The sequence below is a fragment of the Halosolutus sp. DAT137 genome, from assembly GCF_059736405.1.
Genome location: NZ_JCAQID010000007.1, coordinates 50,332 through 71,634, shown reverse-complemented (window position 1 = coordinate 71,634; position 21,303 = coordinate 50,332). Strand labels below are relative to the sequence as shown.

25 protein-coding genes are annotated in these 21,303 nt (G+C 65.5%); 6 read left to right on the top strand and 19 right to left on the bottom strand.

Annotated elements, in window-relative coordinates:
• Positions 1–105: 105 nt before the first annotated feature.
• The 8 genes from AC6I6L_RS09980 to AC6I6L_RS09945 form a co-directional block, all read right to left on the bottom strand.
• Positions 106–792: a rhomboid family intramembrane serine protease gene (locus tag AC6I6L_RS09980; RefSeq protein WP_497917609.1), complete on the bottom strand. Its 687-nt coding sequence runs from the start codon at positions 790–792 to the stop codon at positions 106–108.
• A gap of 226 nt (positions 793–1,018) precedes the next feature.
• Positions 1,019–1,327, bottom strand: a complete 309-nt coding sequence (rpsJ, locus tag AC6I6L_RS09975) for a 30S ribosomal protein S10 (RefSeq protein ID WP_008160457.1) — start codon at positions 1,325–1,327, stop codon at positions 1,019–1,021.
• Entirely contained in the window at positions 1,328–2,590 is a 1,263-nt protein-coding gene (tuf, locus tag AC6I6L_RS09970; protein ID WP_497917608.1) for a translation elongation factor EF-1 subunit alpha, read from the bottom strand.
• Positions 2,591–2,947: 357 nt separating this feature from the next.
• Positions 2,948–3,895, bottom strand: coding sequence for a homoserine dehydrogenase (locus tag AC6I6L_RS09965; RefSeq protein WP_497917607.1), 948 nt, complete (start codon positions 3,893–3,895; stop codon positions 2,948–2,950).
• Positions 3,895–4,464, bottom strand: coding sequence for an amino acid-binding protein (locus AC6I6L_RS09960; protein WP_497917606.1), 570 nt, complete (start codon positions 4,462–4,464; stop codon positions 3,895–3,897). Before AC6I6L_RS09960 ends, AC6I6L_RS09965 begins: the two co-directional genes overlap by 1 nt.
• 157 nt (positions 4,465–4,621) lie before the next feature.
• A complete protein-coding gene (locus AC6I6L_RS09955; protein WP_497917605.1) occupies positions 4,622–4,987 on the bottom strand; it encodes a NifU family protein in 366 nt (121 codons plus the stop codon).
• A gap of 126 nt (positions 4,988–5,113) precedes the next feature.
• Positions 5,114–6,547 (bottom strand): LVIVD repeat-containing protein, encoded by a 1,434-nt coding sequence (locus AC6I6L_RS09950; protein WP_497917604.1) that lies wholly within the window; start codon positions 6,545–6,547, stop codon positions 5,114–5,116.
• A gap of 122 nt (positions 6,548–6,669) precedes the next feature.
• Positions 6,670–7,647: an ROK family protein gene (locus tag AC6I6L_RS09945; protein WP_497917603.1), complete on the bottom strand. Its 978-nt coding sequence runs from the start codon at positions 7,645–7,647 to the stop codon at positions 6,670–6,672.
• Positions 7,648–7,913: 266 nt separating this feature from the next.
• Here AC6I6L_RS09945 and AC6I6L_RS09940 point away from each other — a divergent pair, with 266 nt between their 5' ends.
• A complete protein-coding gene (locus AC6I6L_RS09940; RefSeq protein ID WP_497918197.1) occupies positions 7,914–8,330 on the top strand; it encodes a hypothetical protein in 417 nt (138 codons plus the stop codon).
• A gap of 102 nt (positions 8,331–8,432) precedes the next feature.
• Here AC6I6L_RS09940 and AC6I6L_RS09935 read toward each other — a convergent pair whose 3' ends face one another.
• Positions 8,433–8,888, bottom strand: a complete 456-nt coding sequence (locus AC6I6L_RS09935; RefSeq protein WP_497917602.1) for a universal stress protein — start codon at positions 8,886–8,888, stop codon at positions 8,433–8,435.
• Positions 8,889–9,096: 208 nt separating this feature from the next.
• Here AC6I6L_RS09935 and AC6I6L_RS09930 point away from each other — a divergent pair, with 208 nt between their 5' ends.
• Positions 9,097–9,837, top strand: a complete 741-nt coding sequence (locus tag AC6I6L_RS09930) for an SDR family NAD(P)-dependent oxidoreductase (RefSeq protein ID WP_497917601.1) — start codon at positions 9,097–9,099, stop codon at positions 9,835–9,837.
• A gap of 17 nt (positions 9,838–9,854) precedes the next feature.
• Here the strand turns inward: AC6I6L_RS09930 and AC6I6L_RS09925 are convergent, their stop codons facing one another.
• Together AC6I6L_RS09925 and AC6I6L_RS09920 are read right to left on the bottom strand one after the other, a co-directional pair.
• A complete protein-coding gene (locus AC6I6L_RS09925) occupies positions 9,855–11,096 on the bottom strand; it encodes an FAD-dependent oxidoreductase (RefSeq protein WP_497917600.1) in 1,242 nt (413 codons plus the stop codon).
• Positions 11,097–11,188: 92 nt separating this feature from the next.
• Entirely contained in the window at positions 11,189–12,019 is an 831-nt protein-coding gene (locus tag AC6I6L_RS09920) for a ZIP family metal transporter (RefSeq protein ID WP_497917599.1), read from the bottom strand.
• Positions 12,020–12,173: 154 nt separating this feature from the next.
• On the opposite strand from AC6I6L_RS09920, the gene AC6I6L_RS09915 reads away from it, so the two are divergent.
• Positions 12,174–12,605, top strand: coding sequence for a hypothetical protein (locus AC6I6L_RS09915; RefSeq protein ID WP_497917598.1), 432 nt, complete (start codon positions 12,174–12,176; stop codon positions 12,603–12,605).
• A gap of 5 nt (positions 12,606–12,610) precedes the next feature.
• On the opposite strand, the gene AC6I6L_RS09910 is transcribed toward AC6I6L_RS09915, so the two are convergent.
• The 4 genes from AC6I6L_RS09910 to AC6I6L_RS09895 all read right to left on the bottom strand — a co-directional run bounded on the left by AC6I6L_RS09910 (position 12,611) and on the right by AC6I6L_RS09895 (position 15,383).
• Complete coding sequence (locus AC6I6L_RS09910; protein ID WP_497917597.1) at positions 12,611–13,051, bottom strand: universal stress protein; 441 nt, start codon at positions 13,049–13,051, stop codon at positions 12,611–12,613.
• A 195-nt stretch (positions 13,052–13,246) separates the two neighbouring features.
• A complete protein-coding gene (locus AC6I6L_RS09905; RefSeq protein WP_497917596.1) occupies positions 13,247–14,491 on the bottom strand; it encodes a digeranylgeranylglycerophospholipid reductase in 1,245 nt (414 codons plus the stop codon).
• A gap of 97 nt (positions 14,492–14,588) precedes the next feature.
• A complete protein-coding gene (locus tag AC6I6L_RS09900) occupies positions 14,589–15,005 on the bottom strand; it encodes a universal stress protein (RefSeq protein WP_497917595.1) in 417 nt (138 codons plus the stop codon).
• 228 nt (positions 15,006–15,233) lie between these two features.
• Positions 15,234–15,383: a DUF7557 family protein gene (locus tag AC6I6L_RS09895; RefSeq protein ID WP_497917594.1), complete on the bottom strand. Its 150-nt coding sequence runs from the start codon at positions 15,381–15,383 to the stop codon at positions 15,234–15,236.
• A gap of 163 nt (positions 15,384–15,546) precedes the next feature.
• Here AC6I6L_RS09895 and AC6I6L_RS09890 point away from each other — a divergent pair, with 163 nt between their 5' ends.
• Positions 15,547–15,786: a DUF8593 domain-containing protein gene (locus AC6I6L_RS09890; protein WP_497917593.1), complete on the top strand. Its 240-nt coding sequence runs from the start codon at positions 15,547–15,549 to the stop codon at positions 15,784–15,786.
• Between the two features lie 66 nt (positions 15,787–15,852).
• On the opposite strand, the gene AC6I6L_RS09885 is transcribed toward AC6I6L_RS09890, so the two are convergent.
• Genes AC6I6L_RS09885 through AC6I6L_RS09875 form a run of 3 tightly spaced genes read right to left on the bottom strand, consistent with a single transcriptional unit; the run spans position 15,853 to position 18,835 of the window.
• The gene (locus AC6I6L_RS09885) at positions 15,853–16,608 is read right to left on the bottom strand and encodes an ABC transporter ATP-binding protein (RefSeq protein ID WP_497917592.1); all 756 of its coding nucleotides are present in this window, start codon (positions 16,606–16,608) and stop codon (positions 15,853–15,855) included.
• Positions 16,609–16,611: 3 nt separating this feature from the next.
• A complete protein-coding gene (locus AC6I6L_RS09880; RefSeq protein ID WP_497917591.1) occupies positions 16,612–17,676 on the bottom strand; it encodes an ABC transporter permease in 1,065 nt (354 codons plus the stop codon).
• Between the two features lie 4 nt (positions 17,677–17,680).
• The gene (locus AC6I6L_RS09875; RefSeq protein ID WP_497917590.1) at positions 17,681–18,835 is read right to left on the bottom strand and encodes a hypothetical protein; all 1,155 of its coding nucleotides are present in this window, start codon (positions 18,833–18,835) and stop codon (positions 17,681–17,683) included.
• A gap of 157 nt (positions 18,836–18,992) precedes the next feature.
• Between AC6I6L_RS09875 and AC6I6L_RS09870 the strand changes: the two genes are divergently transcribed.
• Both AC6I6L_RS09870 and AC6I6L_RS09865 read left to right on the top strand, forming a co-directional pair.
• On the top strand, positions 18,993–20,108 hold the full coding sequence (locus AC6I6L_RS09870; RefSeq protein ID WP_497917589.1) for an aminotransferase class V-fold PLP-dependent enzyme: 1,116 nt from the start codon (positions 18,993–18,995) through the stop codon (positions 20,106–20,108).
• A 93-nt stretch (positions 20,109–20,201) separates the two neighbouring features.
• Positions 20,202–21,035 carry a universal stress protein gene (locus AC6I6L_RS09865; protein ID WP_497917588.1) on the top strand — a complete coding sequence of 278 codons (834 nt, stop codon included), beginning with the start codon at positions 20,202–20,204 and terminating at the stop codon, positions 21,033–21,035.
• Between the two features lie 52 nt (positions 21,036–21,087).
• Here the strand turns inward: AC6I6L_RS09865 and AC6I6L_RS09860 are convergent, their stop codons facing one another.
• Complete coding sequence (locus AC6I6L_RS09860; protein WP_497917587.1) at positions 21,088–21,252, bottom strand: hypothetical protein; 165 nt, start codon at positions 21,250–21,252, stop codon at positions 21,088–21,090.
• Positions 21,253–21,303 lie beyond the last annotated feature (51 nt).

Genomic DNA, 21,303 nt, shown 5'->3' with positions numbered 1-21,303 from the left:
AACGTGTTCTATCCGACGTTTGTATTTGTAGCTTGTGTTTCGGAACAGGACGTGATACTGGTCAACACTGGTGTGTCCGTTGCCGGACGATCGATCGTCAATCGATCATCGTCTAGCACCTCGCGATCGGACCTCGAGCACGCCGGCGCGGCCGGCGAGCAACCCGAGTAAGAGGCCGGTGAAGTGGGCGACCAGCGCGACGCCGGGCTGGGCGGTCGCCAGCGTGACGATTGCAGCGAGGACGAGAAAGACGGCGATCGTCGCCCACTGGGGGGCGTCGATCATCGATGCGAACACGTCCGAAAGCCGGTTAGCGGCGAACAGGTAGCCGAGCAGCGCGAAGACGGCACCGCTGGCCCCGAGCACACCTGCCGTCGGCACCACCGGGACCATCGGCAGCGAGGCGAGCGCCCCCGTGAGAACGATCTGGGAGACTCCTGCCAGCGCGCCGGTGACGAGAAAGAACGTGTGAAATCGCAGCCGGGTCGTCGCTCGCGCGACGGGCCAGCCGAAGACGATCAGGGCGACGCTGTTCGAGAGCAGGTGTCCGAAGCCGCCGTGGGCGTAAACGCTCGTGACGATCGTCCACGGATTGTCTACCAGCGGGGGTGCGAGCACGAACAGGCCGACCATCGCGCCGACGAACGCGGTGATCGCCTGAGCGACGTAGACCAGAACGAAGATGGCGAGCAACTCGACGATGGGACCGGAGCCGGACCAGTCGGTCGACTCACCGCTCTCCGGACGCCCCGCCAGTTTCGGTCCCGACCGCGATCGCGATCGCTCGGACATACCGTACGATGGGGCGGCGAGTGACAAAAGTCTGCGCGGCCTACTGTCGAAAGTCAGTGGCTACGCGAAATCAAGGGTCAAAAGCGGTGGCCGCTTCAGTCACGAACCCGCGAATCGTCCCGCACCGACGATCGGATTCTCGGGACACTCGATCCAGGATCCAGGTACAGCGACGGCTCGATCGTCGGAGAACGTGAAAACTCGCAACTGCGTTCAGTCGCGATCGTCAGTCTTCGAGGACGATCTCGATCGAGACATCGTTTGGCACCTGAATGCGCATGAGCTGGCGGAGTGCGCGTTCGTCGGCGTCCAGATCGATCAGGCGCTTGTGGACGCGCATCTCCCAGTGCTCCCACGTCGCAGTGCCCTCGCCGTCAGGCGACTTCCGGGTCGGCACCTCGAGGGTCTTCGTCGGCAGCGGGATCGGACCGCTCAGGTTGACGCCGGTGTTGTTCGCGATCTCGCGGACGTCGTCGCAGATGTTGTCGAGGTCGTCTGGACTCGTGCCCGCGAGTCGAACGCGTGCCTGCTGCATTTATTTCTCGTGGACTTCGAGGACCTTACCGGCCGCGATGGTCTGACCCATGTCGCGGATGGCGAAGCTCCCGAGTTCTGGGATCTCGCTGGACGGCTCGATGCTGAGGGGTTTCTGCGGTCGGATCGTCACGACGGCAGCGTCACCCGACTGGATGAAGTCGGGGTTCTCCTCGGCGACCTCGCCGCTCGAGGGGTCCATCTTCTTGTCGATGGACTCGATCGTACAGGCGACCTGGGCCGTGTGGGCGTGGAAGACCGGCGTGTAGCCGGCCGTGATCACGGATGGGTGCTGCATGACGACGATCTGGGCCTGGAACGTCTCGGCGACGCTCGGCGGGTCGTCGGCCGGGCCACAGACGTCACCGCGGCGGATGTCGTCCTTACCGAGGCCGCGGACGTTGAATCCGACGTTGTCGCCGGGTTCGGCTTTCGGCACCTCTTCGTGGTGCATCTCGATCGTCTTCACTTCGCCGCCGACGTCGCTGGGCTGGAAGGAGACGTTGTCGCCGACGTTCATGACACCGGTTTCGATACGTCCGACGGGGACGGTACCGATACCGGAAATCGTGTAAACGTCCTGGATCGGGAGTCGAAGCGGTGCGTCCGTCGGTGGCTCCGGCTCTGGCAGGTTGTTGAGTGCCTCGAGCAGGGTTTCGCCGTCGTACCACGGCGTGTTGTCGGACTCCTCGGCAATGTTGTCGCCCTCGAACGCCGAGATCGGAATGAACGACGCGTCGTCGGTGTTGAACTGGACCTGCTTGAGCAGCTGGGTCACTTCTTCGACGACTTCGTCGTACGTCGACTCCTTGTAGTCGACGACGTCCATCTTGTTGATGCCGATGATGAGTTCGTCGATACCGAGGGTACGAGCCAGGAAGACGTGCTCCTGGGTCTGGGGCGCGACACCGTCGTCGGCGGCGACGACGAGGACGGCGTTGTCCGCCTGGGATGCGCCCGTGATCATGTTCTTGACGAAGTCGCGGTGGCCCGGACAGTCGACGATGGTGAAGTCGTAGGCGTCCGTCGAGAACTCCTGGTGGGCGATGTCGATCGTGACACCGCGCTCTCGCTCTTCGGCGAGGTTGTCCATGACGTAGGCGAACTCGAATCCACCCTTGCCCTTCTCTTCTGCTTCTTCGCGGTGCTGTTCGATGACGTGCTCTGGTACGCTCCCCGTCTCGTAGAGGAGTCGTCCCACGAGCGTACTCTTCCCGTGGTCAACGTGGCCGATGATGGCCAAGTTCTGGTGTTGTTCGCTCATTGTTGTAGCTCACGCGCAGAGGCGCTTATATCGGTCTCTTTTGCTCGTTGCGGTTAAAACCATTTCGATAGCGTATTCTGCCGAACCCGACGCCTGCTTGCGGTTTGTGTCTCATGCACACACCTATCGACCCCCGCCGATCGACCGACGGCGTCGGCTGACGACGCTGGGTGACGGTCGTCTATCCGCCAGTACGGAACGAGCGATCGGTAGCCCACGCTCACCGGTTGATCACCAGTTAGTCACCGAGTTTCGATCGATACGGATGAGTGGAGAAAAAACGACTACTGTGGCGTCGATTCGACCCGGAAACCGACGGTGGGTGGACGATGGTGGCGGTGAACCGTAGCTGCGCGGTTAGCGTAGCGGCAGTCGACCAACGTCCGAGAGGACGGCAGTCGCCGTCTCCGGACCGCCCGCACCGCGGCCGCTGTTGTGGAGGCTGCCGGCGTGTTTCGTCTCGATCTGGACGATATTTCGCGTTCCGGTCACTGCGAGCGCACCGTTTTCTGGAACGAGTCGGGGCCCGACGCGAATCCCGTCACGAGTCGCCTCCCCGATGAGGCGGATCGTTCGGCCGTCTTCGGCGGCCAGGTCGAGTGCGCTGCCGGGGATGTTCTGAATCCCCGAGACGTCGGCGTCCGCGAGCGAGAAGCCGCCGTCTGCTAGCACGTTGGCCAGAATAACGAACTTCAGCGCCGCGTCGGTGCCGTCGACGTCGAACGTCGGGTCGGCCTCGGCCACACCTAGATCCTGGGCCTCCGCGAGAACGTGCTCGTAGTCGAGTCCCTCCGCGGCCATCCGCGTCAGAATGAAGTTCGCGGTGCCGTTGAGGACGCCCCGGACGGCCGTAACGGCCTGTGGCGTGGAGTCTTCGATCGTCGAGAGAACCGGAATCGCGCCACCGACGGTGGCCTCGAATCGGATCGACCCCGCACTCTTGGCTTCCAGTTCCCGGAGTTCGTCGTAGCGTTCGGCAACCGGTCCCTTGTTGGCGAGGACGACGTGTCGATCGGTCTCGAGTGCGCGTTTCGTGTGCGAGAAGCCGGGTTCGGCGTCGTCGAGTGTCGTCGGGGTAGCCTCGACGAGCACGTCGTAGTCGGTCTCGAACACGTCCGCGGGGTCGTCCGTCCCGATGGCCTCGTTCCCGACCTTCCGCTCGAGCACGTGGTCGACGTCGATTCCCGACGAATCGATCGCGGCGTCCGTCGAGTCGGCGAGCGCGACGACCTCGTGGCCGTACTCGCCGGCGAGATCGGCGACGGAACGACCGACATCACCGGCACCGAGAATCGCGAGTCGCATCAGGCGTCACCCCCGAGCAGCGGTTCGACGACGGTGAGGTCCTTCGTCGACCCGATCGATCGGATCGCCTTCAGCGCCTGTGTGGTCCGCCCGGAGTCGATCGCGAGGCGAACGCGGGCGCTGGCGACGCCAGCGGTTCCTTCGGGTGCAGCCAGCGAGAGGTCCAGCACGACGGCGCTGGCCTCGTCCTCGATCCGCGAGAGCGTCTCCGAAAGGTCGTTCTCGACGAGGTGACCGACCAGCACGACGCTGATCTCTTCGCCGTAGCGTTCGGCACCTGCCTGGATGACGTTGACGCCGGCGTCGCGAAGCCCCTCGACGATATCGTCGAACCGATCGGGTGGACACTCCATGTCGACCTCGACGGGGATGTGTCCGCGGGGGGTGATGTTGCCGCGTTCGTGGTGAATACTCAGGAGATTTCCCCCGTTGTCCGAGATGGGTTTCAGTGCGCGAAGCAGTTCACCGGGTTCGTCTACGAGTTCGAGACGGACGGTGTACGCGCGAACACCGCCGTCCGTCTCGGCGTCCGCGTCCGATTCGTCCTCCGTGTCGGCGACGTCACTCATCGCCGCCACCTCCGTCTTGCGGGCGTCCACACGTCATCATGGTATACGAGTCCGTAATGGATCGCTAAAAGGATATAGGAGTTCCCAAAACTGTCCGACCCTGTCAACGAACGGCACGCAGCTGTCTGTTAGCAGGATTACAAGTAATCCTTGCGGGTTAGAGGTGGTCTTTGCCCGGATTCGAGGAGCCCCAGTCGCCGCGGCCGCCTTCGGTTCGATCGATTCCCATGATGGTTTCGGCCTGGTCGGGGCCGCCCAGGCTCTCGCGGGCGTCGGGAACCCGGATCGTCACGTCGTCGATCTCGGGCCACTGGATGAGTTCGGCCTCGATGTTTCCCGTCGTCACGTCGCTGACCGAACAGCCCTTGCAGCCGCCGCCGAGTTCGACGATCACTTCGCCCGTCTCCGGATCGGCCTTGCGGACGGCGCTGGTCCCGCCGTGCATCTGGATGATCGGCATCTCGCGCGTGAGCCACTTTTCGACCCGCTCTTTCAGCGGCGTCTGGTCCTCTGAATCGCTCATTACACGGGGCTATGGCTCGGACGCTAATAGGTCTGGTCCACGGGAAGAGACGTTCAGGAACGATTACGAGGGATTTGCGAGCGAGATCGGTAGCGGCGAGGGACGTTCGGGCCAGATCGGTGTGGCTCACCTGCCGCGGCGACGGCGCATCCACTCCAGTCCGGCCAGTCCGCCGGCAACGCCTGCGATCGTCGCCACGCCGGCGAATCCGGGGGTGGGATCGTCGCCGTCGTCGGTACCGGCCCCGTCGTCACCGTCGCTGCCGGGTCCGTCATCGCCGTCACCGTCGTCGCCCGAGATCGAAGCAATAGGGAACGTATAGAGTGCCCCGTCAGTGTCGGCGTTCGGAATGAGTTGCGTGCTGCTCGCGACGATCGTCTCCCCCGGTTGGGCGACGCGTGCGGTCCAGAAGCCCGCCTCGTTGCGGTCTTCCCATCGAGCCAGTTCGACGGGATCACCGGGGTCCGACACGTCGTGGACCGAGACGCCGCCCAGGTACCACGAGGCGTAGAGGCGATCGTTCCGAAGCTCGAAGTTGTGCGCCGTCGTCCACTCCCCGCCGCGGTAGGAGGCGTCTTCGGTCTCGGGCGGCTCGATCGAGGCGGCGTACTGTGGCTCGCTCGGGGTTGAAACGTCGTAGAGATCGATCCCGCCGGGGCCGTCGGGATCGCCGCCGCCGGTCGCCCACGCCTCGCGTCCGACGCCGAGCAGGGATCCCGTCTCGTCGACTGCGGCGTAGTGGTCGTTGCCCGGTAGACTCTGCTGGGCGACGGTATCGACGTCGATCGCGCGCTGGTCCTCGATCGTGGTGTCGCGCACGTGCGAGAGGTATTTTGGGTCGGTCGGATCGCTCACGTCGAGCAGGTAGGTGCCGGCGTTCCAGTTGGCGAGGTAGGCGACGTCGTCGTGGACGGTCACGTCGTGGAGGTAGCGGGCGAGCCAGTAGATCTCCTCCCACTCCGGGTCGCGATCGAGCATGGACCAGCGGCCGATCTCCTCGATCCCGTCGCGTACGTCGAACACGTCGAGCCGATTACCGTCGGGGGTGTTCGGATCGTCGCCGTCCCCGTTGGCGACCACGTAGAGTACATCGCCGTCGAGGAAGCAGTTGTGGATGTGGTAGCCGGTCTCGTATTCGTCGACCCGGACGGGGGTGGCGGGATCGCTCACGTCGTACAGCCCGACCCCCTCGAAGATGTCGCTTCGGCGCTGATTTGCCGGGCCGGGAACGACCAGCAGATCGCCGTCGACCGCGACGTCGAGGATCTCGTTCAGTCGACGACCCTCGACCTCGATGCGGCGTTCCTCGGCGAGGACGACGGGGTCGGCGGGGTCGCTCACGTCGACGGTCGCGAAGCCGTTCGTGGCCGCGAGATACGCCACGTCGCCGTCGTCCCCGACGACGGTTTCGGCAGCGCCCTCGACGGAGACGCGACCCAGCGGCTCGAACTCCTCATCGATCGCTGTGGCGGACGGAGACCACGACGCAGCCGTCGTCCCCAGAGCGGACACCGAAGCGCCGGCGATCACACTGCGTCGAAGGAGCGCACGTCGGTTCACGTCACCCACGTTTACCGCCATCCAAATAAGCGGTACTACCCTGTTGCGAGCGACGACATCCCAGCTGAGGCGAGGTCATCCGTCGTCACGGCAGCACGCGAGCGGATTTCGACCGGTTCGCGTCAGGTTTCGAGCCGTCGTCGATCGCCCGTGCCCCCCGTCAAAGCGCTCGCGAGCGCCCCTTCGAGGACGACGTCGTCACCGAGGCCGGTGACGCGGATTTCGGGGACGTTCGTCATCACCATCTCCGAGACGCGCTCGCGGATCGCGTCGACGACGAGTTCCTCGTTGTTCAGCGCGACGGCACCGCCGAAGGAGACGACGATCGGCGCGAAGGCGTGGACGACGTTCGTCACGCCGATGGCGTTCCAGTGGGCGAGTTGCTCGATCGTGTAGTCGGCCAGGTCGTCCTCGCCGGCGAACTCGAACACGTCTTTGGCCGTGAAATCCGGCCCCTCGAGCGGGAGCGCCGTGTCGATCGTCGGATCGTCTTCGGCGAGCAATCTGGCGTAGTCGGGAATGCCGTTACCCGAACAGTAGGCCTCCCAGTGGCCGTCGTGGCCGCAGCCACAGGTCAGGCGTTCGCGCGGATCGACGACGTAGTGGCCGACCTCCCCGGCGTTTCCGTCCCAGCCGCCGACGATCTCGCCGTCACAGCAGACCCCGGCACCGATCCCCGATGAAATCGTAATGTAGACCATGTCGTCGGGGTTTCGATCGGCGTGAAAGCGCTCCCCGATAACTCCCGCCGTGGTGTCGTTGTGCAGGTAGACCTCCTCGCTGTCGATCAGTTGTGCGACGGGACCAGTCAGGGGAATGCGATCGATCGAGTCCGGTAGGTTCGCGGGATCGATCACTGCGCCCTCCGCGAGGTCGAACGGCCCGATCGAGCCGATTCCCGCGGCGACGATCGCTTCGGGTGCGATCCCAGCGTCGCCGCATGCTTCACGAACCGTCCGAAGGACGCCTTCCGTCACGTCGATTCCGGTGGGACCGCGCGGCGTTGCCCGTCGGCTCACACCGATCGTCGTCCCGTCGGCCTCTGCGACGAGCGCCCGCATATTCGTCGCCCCGAGGTCGATGCCCGCGTAGTAGACCATCCTGTTCTAGGGACTGCCGTCGCCGTACTTAACTACCCAGATCCTGCTTCACCGCGAAAGAGCGATCATCACCGACGTCGGCCGCCACGCGATTCAGCAACACACGTATGTGACACGATAGCATAGTTAAGGGTATGGGAACCGACGACTCTCACCTGGGGGCCGGCGGCAACGAGGGGACCGCCGACGGGGGAATTACCCGAGACGTGACCGGTGGCCGGGAAACCGACCGGAACGGAACCGACGGCGAGGGCACTGACCGAGACCTGACCGACTGCGGCGGGACGGATTCCGAATCGGAGCCGGCACTCACCGAGGACGAACTCGAGGCGCTCCACGAGGTCGAACTGGGACTCGAGTGGCTCCAGCGGGCCCAGGGCTGTCTCATCGAGTTCCACCACGCGACGGGCCACGGGATGGACCACCTGGCCGAGGCCGAGACGCTGCTGGAGCGACGTGGCCACGACGCGCTCGCGGATGCGATCAGAAACCGACTGCTCCCACACGGCGTCGTCGACCACGATCGATGGTCCTACGACGTGCTGGAGGACTTTCAGGAGACGCTCCTGACCGAGACGAGAGACGTCGAACGCGCCGTCCGCCGGGACCTTGCCGACGGTCAGCGCCACGTCCGCGAACGACGCCAGGAACGCGAGTGGAAGCGACGAGCGGACCCGCCCTGAGCGGCAGAAGATCGGACGTCGCAGGCGGAGACGACGGCGGGACAGCGTCGGCTCCGATCGGCAAAACCGAGAAACAGCGTCGTCGAGCGTGAGTCGAGCGGGCTACTCGTCGCTACGGACGAATGTCACCGGGCACGGTGCCGAAAGCAGCACTTCCTGAGCCGTCGATCCGAAGACGGCTTTCCCGGTCGGCGATCGGCTTCGGCCGCCGACGACGACGCGGTCGGCGTCGACATCGGCCGCGAGGTCGACGATCGTCGAGCCGTGCTCGCCGACGGCACCGCGGGTTTCGTAGTCGATGTCGTGTTCGTCCAGTTTCGCCTGCAGGTCTCGGATCGTCGAGTGGCGCGACGCCACGTCGTCGGGATCGATCTCGTCGAGTTCGGTATCGAACTCGAGTCGGGTGATGACCTCGTCGTACTCGCTGTCGGTGAAGATATGACCGAGTACCACGGTCGCGTCGGCCGGTTTTGCGACTTCGATGACGGCTTCGGCCAGTTCGTCGGTTCGATCGGCGTCGCCCGGTCCAACGGCGAGCAGCACAGTTTTCAGCGTCATGGATCGATCAAGACAGGCGTGATACTTAAATTCACACTTTTGAGAGTAAACTCTCGAAAAATGACCGGACACGCGAACACGAACTGATACGGAGTAGTGTCCGTCGGTACCGCCGATCGGCCAAGACGGGTCGCCGTTTGGCGGTAACTGATGACACTAATTCGGATGTGTGCCGAACGGTTTTCCACACGGTCGTCGATGGCCACGTATGGACGGACCCGACCTGTCGGAACGGACGGTACTGGTCACGGGAAGTGCGAAAGGCGTCGGGCGCGAACTCCTGTTGGCGACGGCCGATCGCGGCGCACGGACGGCGGTCCACTACCACACGAGCGACGACGCGGCCCGCGAGGTCACCGACGAAGCCCTCGATCGCGGGGCGAGCGACTCGATGACGATTCAGGGAGACGTTACGGACCCAGAGAGCGTCGATGGACTCTTCGAGGCGATCGAATCGGAACTCGGCTCAGTCGACGTCCTCGTGAACAACGTCGGCGACTTCGCGCCCGCTCACTGGGAAGACATCGAGTTCGACACCTGGAACCGGGTTCTCGAGACCAACCTGAACGGAACTGCCCTCTGTTCGAAACGGGCGCTGCCCGCAATGCGTGAAAACGGGTTTGGGCGGATCGTCAACGTCGGCTACGCCTCGAGCGAGAAGGGCCTGGTCAGTCCGAAGAACTTTCCCTATTTCGCGGCGAAAACGGGCGTCCTGATGTTCACCCGGATGCTCGCCGCAGATACCCAGGACGACGGGATTACGGTCAACGCCCTCTCGCCGTACGTCGTCGAAAACTCCGACGAGTTCCCCGACGAACTGCCCCGCGATCGGCCCGCCTCCTTCGAGGATTTGATCCAGCCGCTGTACTTCTTCCTCGATTCCGACAGCGGCTACATCAGCGGAGAGAACGTCGAAGTCGACGGCGGCTGGCTGCCGGAGACCGTCTGATCGACAGGAGGGCGATTTCAATGCTGCTCAGTCGCGATTACGTCGGCATCAGAGGGACCACCGCCGTCGAACTCCGCGACGAACGCGTCGAGCCGATCGGGGTCGTCGGCACCGGGAAGCCGTCGGTCGGCCGTGACGCAGGGTTCCTCGACGCCGAGTCGATCGCTGACGAGGTCGGCCGTCGTCTCGGCCATCGCCCGGTAGGTCGTGAGCTTTCCGCCGACGATCGAGGCGGCGTTTTCGAGGCCCGCGTCGGCGTGGTCGAGCAGGAAGAATCCACGCGAAATCCCTCGCGCGTCCCGAGACGCTTCGTCGGGTGCGTACAGCGGGCGGACGCCCCACCACGTGCGCACGTGCTCGGCGTCAGCCACGGGCGGGAGCATCGTCGCACACTCCTCGCGGACGCGATCGAGTTCCCAGTCGGCGGTGTCGTCGTCGGGATCGGTGACGTCGGGGTCGTCGACGTCGACGCTCGTCGTTCCGAGCACGACCTCGCCCTCGTGGGGGACGATGATGTCGCCGTCGTCGGGGTCGCGAGCCCGGTTGAGCACGGGGCCGAGGTCGTCGTACCGAACCGAGATCATCACGCCCCGGTTGGGCTGCATTTCGACGTCGAGGTCCGCCATCGCGGCGATCCGCCCGGCCCACGCGCCCGCGGCGTTGACCACGAACGAGGCCTCGATCGTCTCTTCGACCTGACCGCCGACCCGGACGCCGGTGATCCGATCGCCCGAGACGGCCATCCCCTCGACGGGGGCGTGCGTGAGAATCCGTGCGCCGTGATCCCGAGCGTCCGCGGCGTTCGCGGCGACGAGTCGGGAGGGGTAGACGACGCCGTCGGGGACCGCCATCGCACGGCGGACGTCCGTCGACAGCTCCGGCACTCGCTCGCGGGCCTCGTTGCCGGTCAGCATCGTGGTCGGAATACCGATGTCGACGCAGGCGTCGTGCTTTGCGCGCAAGTATTCCGGATCGTCTTCGTCGAGTTCGACGAACAACCCGCCGCTGTCGCGCACGCACGCGCCGGCGATCTCACCGACGATTCGGCGCTCCTGAATGCACTCCTCTGCACCCACTCGATCGGCTTCGGCGTATCGCGCGCCGCTGTGGAGCAGCCCGTGCGATCGACTCGAGGTGCCACTGGAGAGGCCGCCGCGATCGACGAGGACGACGTCGACGCCCCGTAACGCGAGGTCGCGTGCGATTCCGGCACCCGTGGCTCCGCCACCGATGACGACGACGTCGGTCTGGATCGTCATACGAACGGTACGGGATCAGTCCCAAAACGTCTACTCCCAACACTGGGAGGGCAAACCGGGGCGAGGGGGGACCCGGGCGGCGAGGGAACGGATCAGACGGTTCCGACGCCCTCGACGGCAGCAATGATCGCAACCGTCGCAACGAAGCCGAGACACGCTCCGGCGGCGAGTTCGTACCGGCCGCGGGTTCGGAGATCCGCCCCGGCGGCGATCCCTGCGGGCAGAAACTCGACGATCGCGAGGTAGAACAGCGCACCCGCCGCGAAGCCGAAACTAACGGGCAACACCCAGCCGATCGTCGTGACGAAGACGAACGCGAGGACGGCCCCGATCGGCTGTGGCAGCCCCGAGAAGATGGCCCAGCCGACGACCCGCCAGCGACTCATTCCGGCGGCGATCAGCGGGATCGCGATCGCCAGCCCTTCAGGGACGTTCAGGACCGAGATGGCGACGGCCATGAAGACGGCGAGCGCCGGAACGGCGAGCCCGGCGATCTCGACGCCCGGCTGGGCCCCGAGGTCGGTGCCGAGGTCAGCGAACGCGACGCCGACCGCGATCCCCTCCGGAATGCTGTGGATCGTGAGGACGCCCACGGCGAGAACGAGCGTTTGCGGATCGACGTCTGAGACCGCTCGCGGGGAGAACTCGTAGCCGGCAACGACGTAATCTGCGAGTGAGACGAACGCAATGCCGAGGACCACGCCCGCGAGAACCTGCAGCGTGTCGCCCTCGGCAATCCCCTCGGCCAGCAGGCCGAATATCGAGGCCGAGAGCAAGATTCCGATCGCGAGCCCCCACAGACCCACGAGCCAGCGATCGCTGAACTCGTCGACGAGAAAAAAGGGTGCGACGCCAAGCCCGGTCGCGAGGCCGGTAACTAGGCCGACGACGAAGACGATGAACAGTTCTGACGACAGGACCATCGGGATCGAATCGATTGAATCGTCGGACTCCCGACTGATAGAAGAATCGATCGAACGACGGAGGTTCAATCGGACGGCCACCGACCGTCTGGACGCCGATACCGGCATCCATCCGCCAGCAGGTTAACTGTTTTCGCGCCCGTCAGGGAAACCTATGGCGTCGGATCGACAGGCACTGGCGCTCGTCGTCCTGCTGGGCAGCGCGTCGCTCGTCACGCTCGCGGTACACCTCACAGTGTTGCCGCGGTACTATCCGGACGAACCGTTCGTGTCAGGGCTGTTGCTGGTCGCCGGCTGGACCACCTTCGGGCTGGTATTCTACGCGGCCGGCCGTCTCCGGCCGGCACCCGAGAAGGGCCCGAGCATGCGAACCGGGGATATCGGTCTCGCACTCTTTCTCCTCTCCCTGTTGCTCGCACTCGGCATAGAATCGTTCGGCTTGCCGCCGAGTCGGGTCGGTGAGGTGTACGTCCTGCCCGCGATCGGACTCTACGCCGGGCTCGCGTTGCTCGGGTGGGCGATCGGGCGACGCACCGAGGCGGTCAACCGGATCGTCGCCGGCGACCGAGACGGTCCGCCGGGTTGAACGGATTACACCGCCCCCCGGCCGGGTGCCGTGACGAACACCGGAATCCGGCCGAACCGGACGACGTGATCCGTCACGCTCCCGACGGCAAGTCGGTGGAGACCGCCGTGGCCGCGGGTCCCCATCACGATCAGATCCGCGTCGATTTCGTCGGCGTAGGTCAGAATCTCGGTCGCCGGTGGCCCCTCGCGAACCGCCCCGTGAACGTCCAGCTCCGGGGGGACGCGATCGAGCGCGTCGTCGACGACATCCTCTGCGTACTGGCGGATCGCGTCCTCGGCGCTCGCTGCAGCACCCGGCAGACGGACCGTTCCGAGCGGCCCGACGTCTGCGACACAGAGGACGTACACCGTCGCGTCGTGGACGGCAGCGAGTTCGAAGCCATCCGCGACAGCCGCGCTCCCCTGTTCACTGCCGTCCGTCGGGACGAGGATCGTCTCGAACATCGGTGATCGTACCACCGCCACGCCCTAAACCGGTGGCCCTCGAGAGAGACACCAACACGAGAGCAAGTGCCACGGAGAGACAACCGGTGACGAACCAACGATGACGGCCGCAACACGTCGCGAGCGGAGACGAAAATCCAGCCACAGCAATCGGGCGCAGGGAGCGTACTCACGGCGATCGGGCGGCGACGATGCTTACAACAGGTCGCGAAGTCGAAGCTCCTGAGATGCGAACTGTTTGAGCAGCGGTAGGTCGTCGAGGTGGAGGAGTTTCGCGATCGCGGCGGGGTTTCCGTTGTTCGCTTTCGCCAGCGTTCCCTCGTCGAGTCGTTGCAAGTCGGCCATCAGTCGATCGTAGCGTTCGTCCGGCGCGAGGTACAGCAGTTTCGTCATCAGGAGTCGGGATCGCATGTTCGGTGCGACATCGCGGTGCCAGAGGGTGTCGTAGACGTCCAGATTCTCGGCGGTCGGCTCGACGCTGTCGTACTTGAGACAGCTGTCGGCCGCGGCGGCCGCGACGCGACCGGACTGCATACACTTGTTGATCCCCTCGCCCCACAGCGGGTCGACCGTCGGGACGGTATCACCGATCGCCATGAACCGATCGGTGTGCATCTGGCCCGGCATCTGGATGTGGGCGGAGCCGCGGTGTTGTTTCCCTTCGAGAGGCGTCGCGTTCTTGAACCGGGGGTCGGTCTCGAGCCAGTGGTTCAGGTAGTCGTCGATGCTGAAATCGTCCCGACCGTACTGGTGGTACTGTTCGTTCCGGATGTAACAGAGGCCGACCTTGGCGGTGTCCTCCCCGGTGTGGAAGATCCACGAGTAGCCGCCGGGGGCGAGTTCGTGATCCAGTCGAAGCATCATCGCGTCGTGGAGGTCCGCAAAGCCGGGACGATCGATGTCGATCCCCTCGAACTCGTACTCGATGCCGATCGCGTGATTCTCGCGCTTGAGGTCGACGACGTCGAGTTTTTTCGCGATCGGTGCGGCCGGCCCCGTCGCGTCGACGACGATTTCGGCGTACAGTTCCTGATCGCCGTTGTACGTGACGCCGACGATTTCGCCGTTCTCCATGATCGGGGCGGTCGCGCGCGAATCAAACCGGTACTCGGCACCCTTCTCGCGACCGTCCGCGACGAGATACCGCTTGAACTCCGCAAACTCGAGAACTGCGCCCGTCTGATGCTGGACGTAGTGTTCGGTCGGCGACTCGAGGACGACCTTGTCGGTGTACTGCATCACCACGTCGTCCGGAATCCCGAACGAGGTCATCATCGACGGGAACGTCCCCGCCGTCGATTTGTTGCTCTGGCGCGGGAACTCGTCCTCGGACTCGGTCTCGAGGACGACGACGTCGTACCCGCGTGCGGCGAGGTCGCGAGCGCACTGGGCACCGGCGGGACCGGCCCCGGCGATCACCACATCGTAGCGGTTGTTCATAACAGCGTGACTATCTCCGACCCATATTAGTTTGTTTAGTCTCGATCCGATGTCTGTTTTCTTACAACTGTCTCGATCGTCGCGTTCGACGGCCTCGTTACCGGACGATCGTCACGGGAACGGCTGCCCGTCGGGCAATCTTCTCCGCGACGCTGCCCAGAAGGATTCGAGAAACGCCGGTTCGCCCGTGACTGCCGACGACGATGCGATCGACCTCGTGGTCGCTCGCGTACTCGACGATCGTCTCTGCGGGCTGGCCGCGTACCGTCTCGGTCGCGATCGAACAGCCGAGCGCTGTCGCGCGATCGCGAGCCTGCTCGAACAGCGTCTCGGCCTGCTCCTGACGGCGTTCGAGCATCTCCTCGGTCCCGAGATGGGCGACCTCGCCGTAGCCGCTCTCGGAGAGGTCGATGGCGTGGATCACCGCGATCTCCGCCTCGGGGTGTTCCGCACACGCGAACTCGAGGGCTGCCCACGCCGGCTCCGAGTCGTCGAGCGCGACCAGCAGGTGCATACGAGAACCTACGACAGGAGCACACTTCAGTATCAGGACGGCCTGCCACGGTACCGATAGTAGCCACGCGCGCCAGTGTTTCGAGCGATCGCGGCGTACCCGGTTGCGAACCGATACCGAAATCGGCCGTCCACCGCCGGTTTCGAGCAGACGTTCGCAAGCGACGTCTAACCGGTTCGGTCGGTGCCATCGTCGAACCGCCTCTCGGCGTTCATCCCCGGTCGATCCTCACTCGGAGTAGCCTTCCTGAAGAAACGCCCCTTCTGTCTCGTAGATTCTCACGAGTTCATCGATGAACTCCTCGTAGGACTCGTCGTCCTCGAGATAGGTGTCGATTCGCTCTTTGAGATCGTCGCTGATTTCGATCGTGTGGCTCATGATGGATCGGTGACTGTCGGTGTCCAGTCGATACTAGTGTCGCCTTTCAGGGTAAAATACTCCCGGGTCGCGTATGCAGCCACGCCGAACACGCACAGCAAGCCACGCCGGACACGCACAGAAAAGCCTCCCAGCTACTGCGCTCGCCGTCTTAGGCCCAGGCGTGACAACCACATTTACCGACGAGGACGTGGGAAAGACCGTCGTCGACGCGGACGGCAAGGAACTCGGCATCGTCGCGAGCGTCGATGGACCCCTGGCTGCCGTCGATCCGAACCCGAGCGTCGCTGAGCACGTGCTCGCAAAAATCGGCATCGAGGGCGAAGACGAGGAGGATTACGTCGTGACCGAAGACATGCTCGGCTCGATCGACGACAGAGTCGTCCTTCGAGGGGCCATCTGAGGAGCCACCGAACCTGTACGCGACGGGGCGGCGAGCCAACAGGTACCGGGATGACGGATTACTATTTTAGCCGTCGATTGCGTCGCGGTACTGCTCGACGACGTCGTCAGCCGGCGGGCCGTCCGCCCGAATCTCCCCGTCGACGACGATCGTCACCCGATCGAACAGGGCCGCGAACGCCTCGACGTTGTGCGTCGAGACGACGACCGTGCGATCGCGTTCGGCCTGATAGTCGGCCAGAAACGCCCGGATTCGCCGCCGGGAGTAGTCGTCGACGTCGGCGAGGGGTTCGTCGAGCAGCAGAAACTGGGGTTGCTTGACGAGCGCGAGGGCGAGATCGAGCTTTTTGCGGAAGCCGCCCGACAGTTCGTCGGCCCGCCGGTGGGCGGCGGGGTCGAGTCGGAGGTCCTCGAGCAGCGTGTCGATCCACGCTCCCGGCGGCGGACCGTCGACGAACCCCCGGAAGACCGCCAGGTTCTCCCGGACGGTCAGGTCGGGATAGAATCGCGGCTCCTGAAAACTGTAGCCCACGCTCGCCCCGTCGGAATCGACGCGGCCACTCGTCGGCCGGGACAGCCCTGCGAGCAGCGCGAACAGGGTCGTCTTGCCGGAGCCGTTCGGCCCGATTAGTCCGTGAAAGGTCCCCGACTCGAACGCGACCGTCACGTCCTCCAGCGCCGTCGTCGAGCCGTACCGTTTCGTCACGCTCGACAGCGAGAGGGTGTCAGCGTTCCTCGTGCGGCCGTCAGCGTTTGTCTCGTCCGTCTTCCCTGAAAACGCGCCGTCCGTGTCGATATCCGTGTCCGTATCAGGTCCCCCCATTTGCTATCGCCTCCGCTCGTAGACCACGAGACTCAGTTTCACGAGGACGATCGAGGCGAGGGCAGACACCGCGAGCCAGCCCAGATAGTCGGCGTAGAGCGCGATCGGCGCGTCCCGGAGCATCGTACTGCGAGTCGCGATCGCCGCGTAGTGGGTCGGGAGGGCGCGCGAAATGGTTCCCTGGGTCGTCGAGAAGTAGCCCGCGGGATAGACGAGACTCGACAGCGCGAAGACGCCGAGGGCGATCCCGAGGTTCGCAAAAAGGGCGGTCTTCGCGAGACCGAGCGCGAAGAGCGCGGCGAGTCCGAGCGCGGCGAGCGAGACGAACGTCAGCCAGAGTACGGCGAGCGTCGACGGCGAGAACGCGGCCACGTCGAGACCGGCCCAGGCGCTCACGGCGGTGACGACGGCGACCGGGATCAGGAGCAACGCCCCATAAAAGAGCAGTTTGCTCGCGACGACGGCGTCGAGGCTGGATTCGGTCTGTAAGCGATCGAGTACCAGTCGCTCGGAGCGAACCTGGTATGGCAAGTAGACCAGCGCGTAGAGCACGACGAACGCGAACAGCCCGGTCGGAACGAGGAACGCAGAGAGGGTCCGGGGTTCGCCAACCTGCTCGTGGTCGACGGTGACGGTCGCGGGGAACGCGCGATCGAGTTCGGACTCGGCCACGCCGACGGTTTCGGTGACCGGTTCCTGAAACGGGACGAACGCGTGATCCGAGACGACGGTGACGGTGGCGTTTGCCTCCGGTTCCATGAGGTTGCCGGGGACGCGTATCACGAGGTAGATCTGCTCGCGCTGGAGCGCCCGCGTCGCCTCGTCGGTCGTCTCGTACTCCTCGGCGGTCGCGAAGGCGGCCAGCCCCGAGCGAACGATCGCGACGTCGCTCTCGGTGGCGTCGTCCTCGGCGACGATTCCGACGGGCACATCCTGGGGGATCGTCCGCTCGAAGACGAGGGTGCCGCCGGCGAGCGCACCGGGGATCAGGACGAGCAGGACGATCACCAGCCCGAGGTTTCGGCGGACGGCGATCGATTCCTTCCGCAAGAGCGCGAGCAGATCCACGCGGCTACACCTCGTCGAGCAGGGCCAGGACCGTCTCGTCGTCGCCTTCGTAGGAGAGCCAGACCGTCGTTCCCGACCGAGTGGTCTCGACGCTCTCGAGTTCGGCCGCGAGGCCCTCGTCGGCCAGCGGACTCTCCGCGAGGTAGGCGAGCGCCCCGGGAACGGTTTCACGGACTTGGACGGCGTCCCCTTCGTCCGCGACGTGGAGCCCCATCTCGATCGCGAAGCCCGCCCCGCTCACGGCGTAGGTCCGGCTCACGACGTCGACGGCCTCGAAGACCTCGACGAACGCTGCCGGTGCCAGCGCCTCGTACTGCTCGGGAACGATCGAGCCGGACTGTTCGCTCACGACGGTCAGATCCCCGTCGGCCGCGTCGACGGCCTCGTCGTAGGCGTCGCGGATCGGTCCCGAAACCGCGTCACCCTCGCCGTCTCGAACGTCGAGCGAGGCGGTCACGGCGGCCTCGCTGCCGACGACGTAGCGGCCGTCGCCGTGGATGCCGACGAAAGGGGGATCGACGGTTGCGGTCCCGTCATCCGCGTCGCCCTCGTTTGCACCATCCCCGCCGTTGCCCGTGCCGTCACCGTTTCCACCGTCGCCGTCGTCCCCGTTGTCCTCCTCGCTGCCGTCGAGCTGGATACCGGATTCCGGTTCGTTACCGTTCCCGTCACCTGGCGCGTACGCGATCGACTCCGCTCGGGCCGCATCTACTTCGTACTCGACGCCCGTCTCGTCCGCGATCGCCGCGACGAACTCGTCCGGGGACTGGTCGAGGTCGACCACGTAGCCGACGCCTCCGCCGTCCTCGTCGCCGTCGAACAACACCAGTTCGGTCGCTGTCAGCGGGTCGATCCCGGTCGCGGCCCCGAAGGCGCGCACGCTGGTGGCGACACCGGTTCGATCGGACTCCATCGCCGCGATATCGGAGAGTAGCTGGTCGCCGTCGTCGGCTGCGGTCGCCGCGGCGTCTACGTGAGCGAGCGTCGTCGCGTTCGCGGGGACCTGCGCGATCGGGTCGCCGTCGATTTCCCCGACGGTCGGCTCCTCGTCGAGAAACGCGGTACAGCCGGCCGTCAGCGGAAGGGCTGTGACGCAGGCGGCGAGGATCGTCCGGCGGGACGGCCGATCGCGAGCGGGCGACGAACATCGGCGCGACATGTTGAATTTCTCTCAGTCCGACCAAATTAATCGTTCGGCTCGTCGGGTCGACCGGACCGCCAGATCGATAGATCGGGACGAGCGGGACCGCCAGATCGATAGATCGGGACGAGCGGGACCGCCAGACCGATGCCGCCAGCGATCGAACGGGTGCCCAATGGACCCGAGAGACCTTCGCGACACCATTCCCGCCCTCGAAGACGGCGTCTACTGCAACTGGGGTGCCGGCGGTCCGAGTCCGCGCCGCGTGGTCGAGGCGGCCGAATCGGCCCTCGAACACCACGAGTACGACGCACCGACGAGAGAGGGACAGTACCCCGCAGCCTTTGACGCCTACGACGACGCCCGACGCGCCGTCGCAGGCCTGCTCGGAGCCGAGGCGGGCGAGATCGCGCTCACCGAGAGCACGACCGACGGCATCAACCGCGTCGCCGGCGCGATCGACTGGAGCGAGGGCGACGTTGTGGTCCGAACCGACACCGAGCACTCCGCGGGCATCCTGCCGTGGCAGCGACTCGAACGCGAGTACGGAATCGAGGTGCGAGTGCTCGAGACCGATCGCGGCCGGGTCGATCTCGAAGCCGTCGAGGCGGCCGTCGCGGACGCGAGGCTGCTCTGTGTGAGTTCGCTCACCTGGACGCACGGAACCCGGTTGCCGATATCGGAGATCGTCGAGATCGCCCACGACGGCGGTGCGATGGTCCTCGTCGACGCCGTACAGGCTCCGGGGCAGGTCCCCGTCGACGTCCGCGAGTGGGGGGCGGAGTTCGTCGCCGCCGCGGGCCACAAGTGGCTGTTTGCGCCCTTCGGCTCCGGGTTCCTGTATGTCGATTCCGCCGTCGCGGCCGACCTGACGCCCGGGTCGATCGGCTACCGAAGCGTCGTCGAGGAGAACGCGACCGACTACCGCTTCCAGCCCGACGCGCGGCGGTTCGAGGTCGGGACCGCGAACGTCGCCGCCCACGCCGGACTGGCGGAGTCGATCGAGATTCTCGACGAGATCGGCATCGACACGATCGAAGACCGGATCGACGAACTGGCCGGACGGCTCGTCGCCGGACTCCCGGACGATCGCGTCCTGAGCCCGAAGACACCAGAAAGCGGGCTCGTGACGGTCGCCGTCGACGATCCCGAAGCCACCGTCGATCGACTCACCGAGGCAGGAATCGTGGTTCGATCGCTTCCAGACCCGGACGCCGTCCGCGTCTCGGTCCACGCGGTCAACACGCGCGACGATATCGACGCCGTTCTCGAGGCGCTTCGCTCGCGGTGAGCGTGGATACCGGAGCCACGATCACCCAGTAGCACTCCCGATTGACGGGAGCGATCGCGTACCTGTAAGTCATTGTACCACGAAGGGGGGCACATGTTCGAACGGATTCTCGTGCCGACCGACGGGAGCGGCCCGGCGAACGCCGCACTCGAGTACGCTGGCGAGATCGCGGCCGCGGAGGACGTGACCGTCCACGTGCTGTACGTGGTCGATCCGGAAGAAAACCCAGCGGAGGCGGAGACGCCGCTTTCCGACGGCCGCGAGTGGGCAGGGGACACTGGTGGCCCTGTCATCGACGAAATTCACACAGGCGAGCCGCGGGACGCGATCCTCGACTACGCCGACAGCCGCGACGTGGACGCGATCGTCATGGGCACGCGGGGACGACGCGGCGTCGGCCGCCTTCTGCTCGGGAGCGTGACCGAAGGCGTCGTCCGCGACGCCACGGTCCCAGTGCTCGTGGTCCGAGGCGCGCCCGAAGTCAGGCGTCGCTACCCCTTCGAGACGATCGTGGTTCCGATCGACGGCAGCGATCACGCCGCCGACGCGCTCGATCGAGCGCTTTCGATCGCCCGTCATCACGACGCGACGGTCCACATCCTCTCGGTTATCGACGTGGCACCGGCCGGCGTCGACGAGCGGACCGACCTCCGACTCGATCGACTCGAGTCCTACGCGCGGACGGTCGTCGACGACGGAATGGCGACGGCCGAGCGGGAGGGCGTCGACGCCGTCAGTGCGGTTCGCTACGGCTCGACGGCCCGGACGATCCGGACCTACGCGGACACCCAGGACGCGGATCTGCTCGTGATGGGGACCCACGGACGGAGCGGCATCGATCGACTCCTGCTCGGCAGCGTCACCGAGCGGGTGCTGCGGACGGCGACAGTCCCGGTGTTGACGGTTCGAGACCGCGAGAGCGAGTGACGGTGGAGCGGAGAGATGGCCACAGAACGGGTCTACGGAGCGACCGCGCGCGTCAAGAGGGGTGCTGGTGTCGCAGTCGCTCCGCGATCCGGCCGGGAACCGGCGTTCCGCAGTCGTTGCACTTCCAGGTCGGATAGACGCCACTGGTCTCTTTTTGGAGATCCTGGCGGTACCGGAGGGCAGCGCCACAGGTGCACCTGTGAGTCGTCATCGACATATGTCGCTGCTCACCGTGGAGCAAAATAAGCGATTGCCCGCGACCGACCCG

Excerpts from the sequence above, each read along its gene's own strand:
- AC6I6L_RS09980 (WP_497917609.1), bottom strand. The coding sequence starts at position 792 with ATGTCCGAGCGATCGCGATCGCGGTCGGGACCGAAACTGGCGGGGCGT.
- rpsJ (WP_008160457.1), bottom strand. The coding sequence starts at position 1,327 with ATGCAGCAGGCACGCGTTCGACTCGCGGGCACGAGTCCAGACGACCTC.
- tuf (WP_497917608.1), bottom strand. The coding sequence starts at position 2,590 with ATGAGCGAACAACACCAGAACTTGGCCATCATCGGCCACGTTGACCAC.
- AC6I6L_RS09965 (WP_497917607.1), bottom strand. The coding sequence starts at position 3,895 with ATGCGACTCGCGATTCTCGGTGCCGGTGATGTCGGTCGTTCCGTCGCC.
- AC6I6L_RS09960 (WP_497917606.1), bottom strand. The coding sequence starts at position 4,464 with ATGAGTGACGTCGCCGACACGGAGGACGAATCGGACGCGGACGCCGAG.
- AC6I6L_RS09955 (WP_497917605.1), bottom strand. The coding sequence starts at position 4,987 with ATGAGCGATTCAGAGGACCAGACGCCGCTGAAAGAGCGGGTCGAAAAG.
- AC6I6L_RS09945 (WP_497917603.1), bottom strand. The coding sequence starts at position 7,647 with ATGGTCTACTACGCGGGCATCGACCTCGGGGCGACGAATATGCGGGCG.
- AC6I6L_RS09935 (WP_497917602.1), bottom strand. The coding sequence starts at position 8,888 with ATGACGCTGAAAACTGTGCTGCTCGCCGTTGGACCGGGCGACGCCGAT.
- AC6I6L_RS09930 (WP_497917601.1), top strand. The coding sequence starts at position 9,097 with ATGGACGGACCCGACCTGTCGGAACGGACGGTACTGGTCACGGGAAGT.
- AC6I6L_RS09925 (WP_497917600.1), bottom strand. The coding sequence starts at position 11,096 with ATGACGATCCAGACCGACGTCGTCGTCATCGGTGGCGGAGCCACGGGT.
- AC6I6L_RS09920 (WP_497917599.1), bottom strand. The coding sequence starts at position 12,019 with ATGGTCCTGTCGTCAGAACTGTTCATCGTCTTCGTCGTCGGCCTAGTT.
- AC6I6L_RS09915 (WP_497917598.1), top strand. The coding sequence starts at position 12,174 with ATGGCGTCGGATCGACAGGCACTGGCGCTCGTCGTCCTGCTGGGCAGC.
- AC6I6L_RS09910 (WP_497917597.1), bottom strand. The coding sequence starts at position 13,051 with ATGTTCGAGACGATCCTCGTCCCGACGGACGGCAGTGAACAGGGGAGC.
- AC6I6L_RS09905 (WP_497917596.1), bottom strand. The coding sequence starts at position 14,491 with ATGAACAACCGCTACGATGTGGTGATCGCCGGGGCCGGTCCCGCCGGT.
- AC6I6L_RS09900 (WP_497917595.1), bottom strand. The coding sequence starts at position 15,005 with ATGCACCTGCTGGTCGCGCTCGACGACTCGGAGCCGGCGTGGGCAGCC.
- AC6I6L_RS09895 (WP_497917594.1), bottom strand. The coding sequence starts at position 15,383 with ATGAGCCACACGATCGAAATCAGCGACGATCTCAAAGAGCGAATCGAC.
- AC6I6L_RS09885 (WP_497917592.1), bottom strand. The coding sequence starts at position 16,608 with ATGGGGGGACCTGATACGGACACGGATATCGACACGGACGGCGCGTTT.
- AC6I6L_RS09875 (WP_497917590.1), bottom strand. The coding sequence starts at position 18,835 with ATGTCGCGCCGATGTTCGTCGCCCGCTCGCGATCGGCCGTCCCGCCGG.
- AC6I6L_RS09870 (WP_497917589.1), top strand. The coding sequence starts at position 18,993 with ATGGACCCGAGAGACCTTCGCGACACCATTCCCGCCCTCGAAGACGGC.
- AC6I6L_RS09865 (WP_497917588.1), top strand. The coding sequence starts at position 20,202 with ATGTTCGAACGGATTCTCGTGCCGACCGACGGGAGCGGCCCGGCGAAC.
- AC6I6L_RS09860 (WP_497917587.1), bottom strand. The coding sequence starts at position 21,252 with ATGTCGATGACGACTCACAGGTGCACCTGTGGCGCTGCCCTCCGGTAC.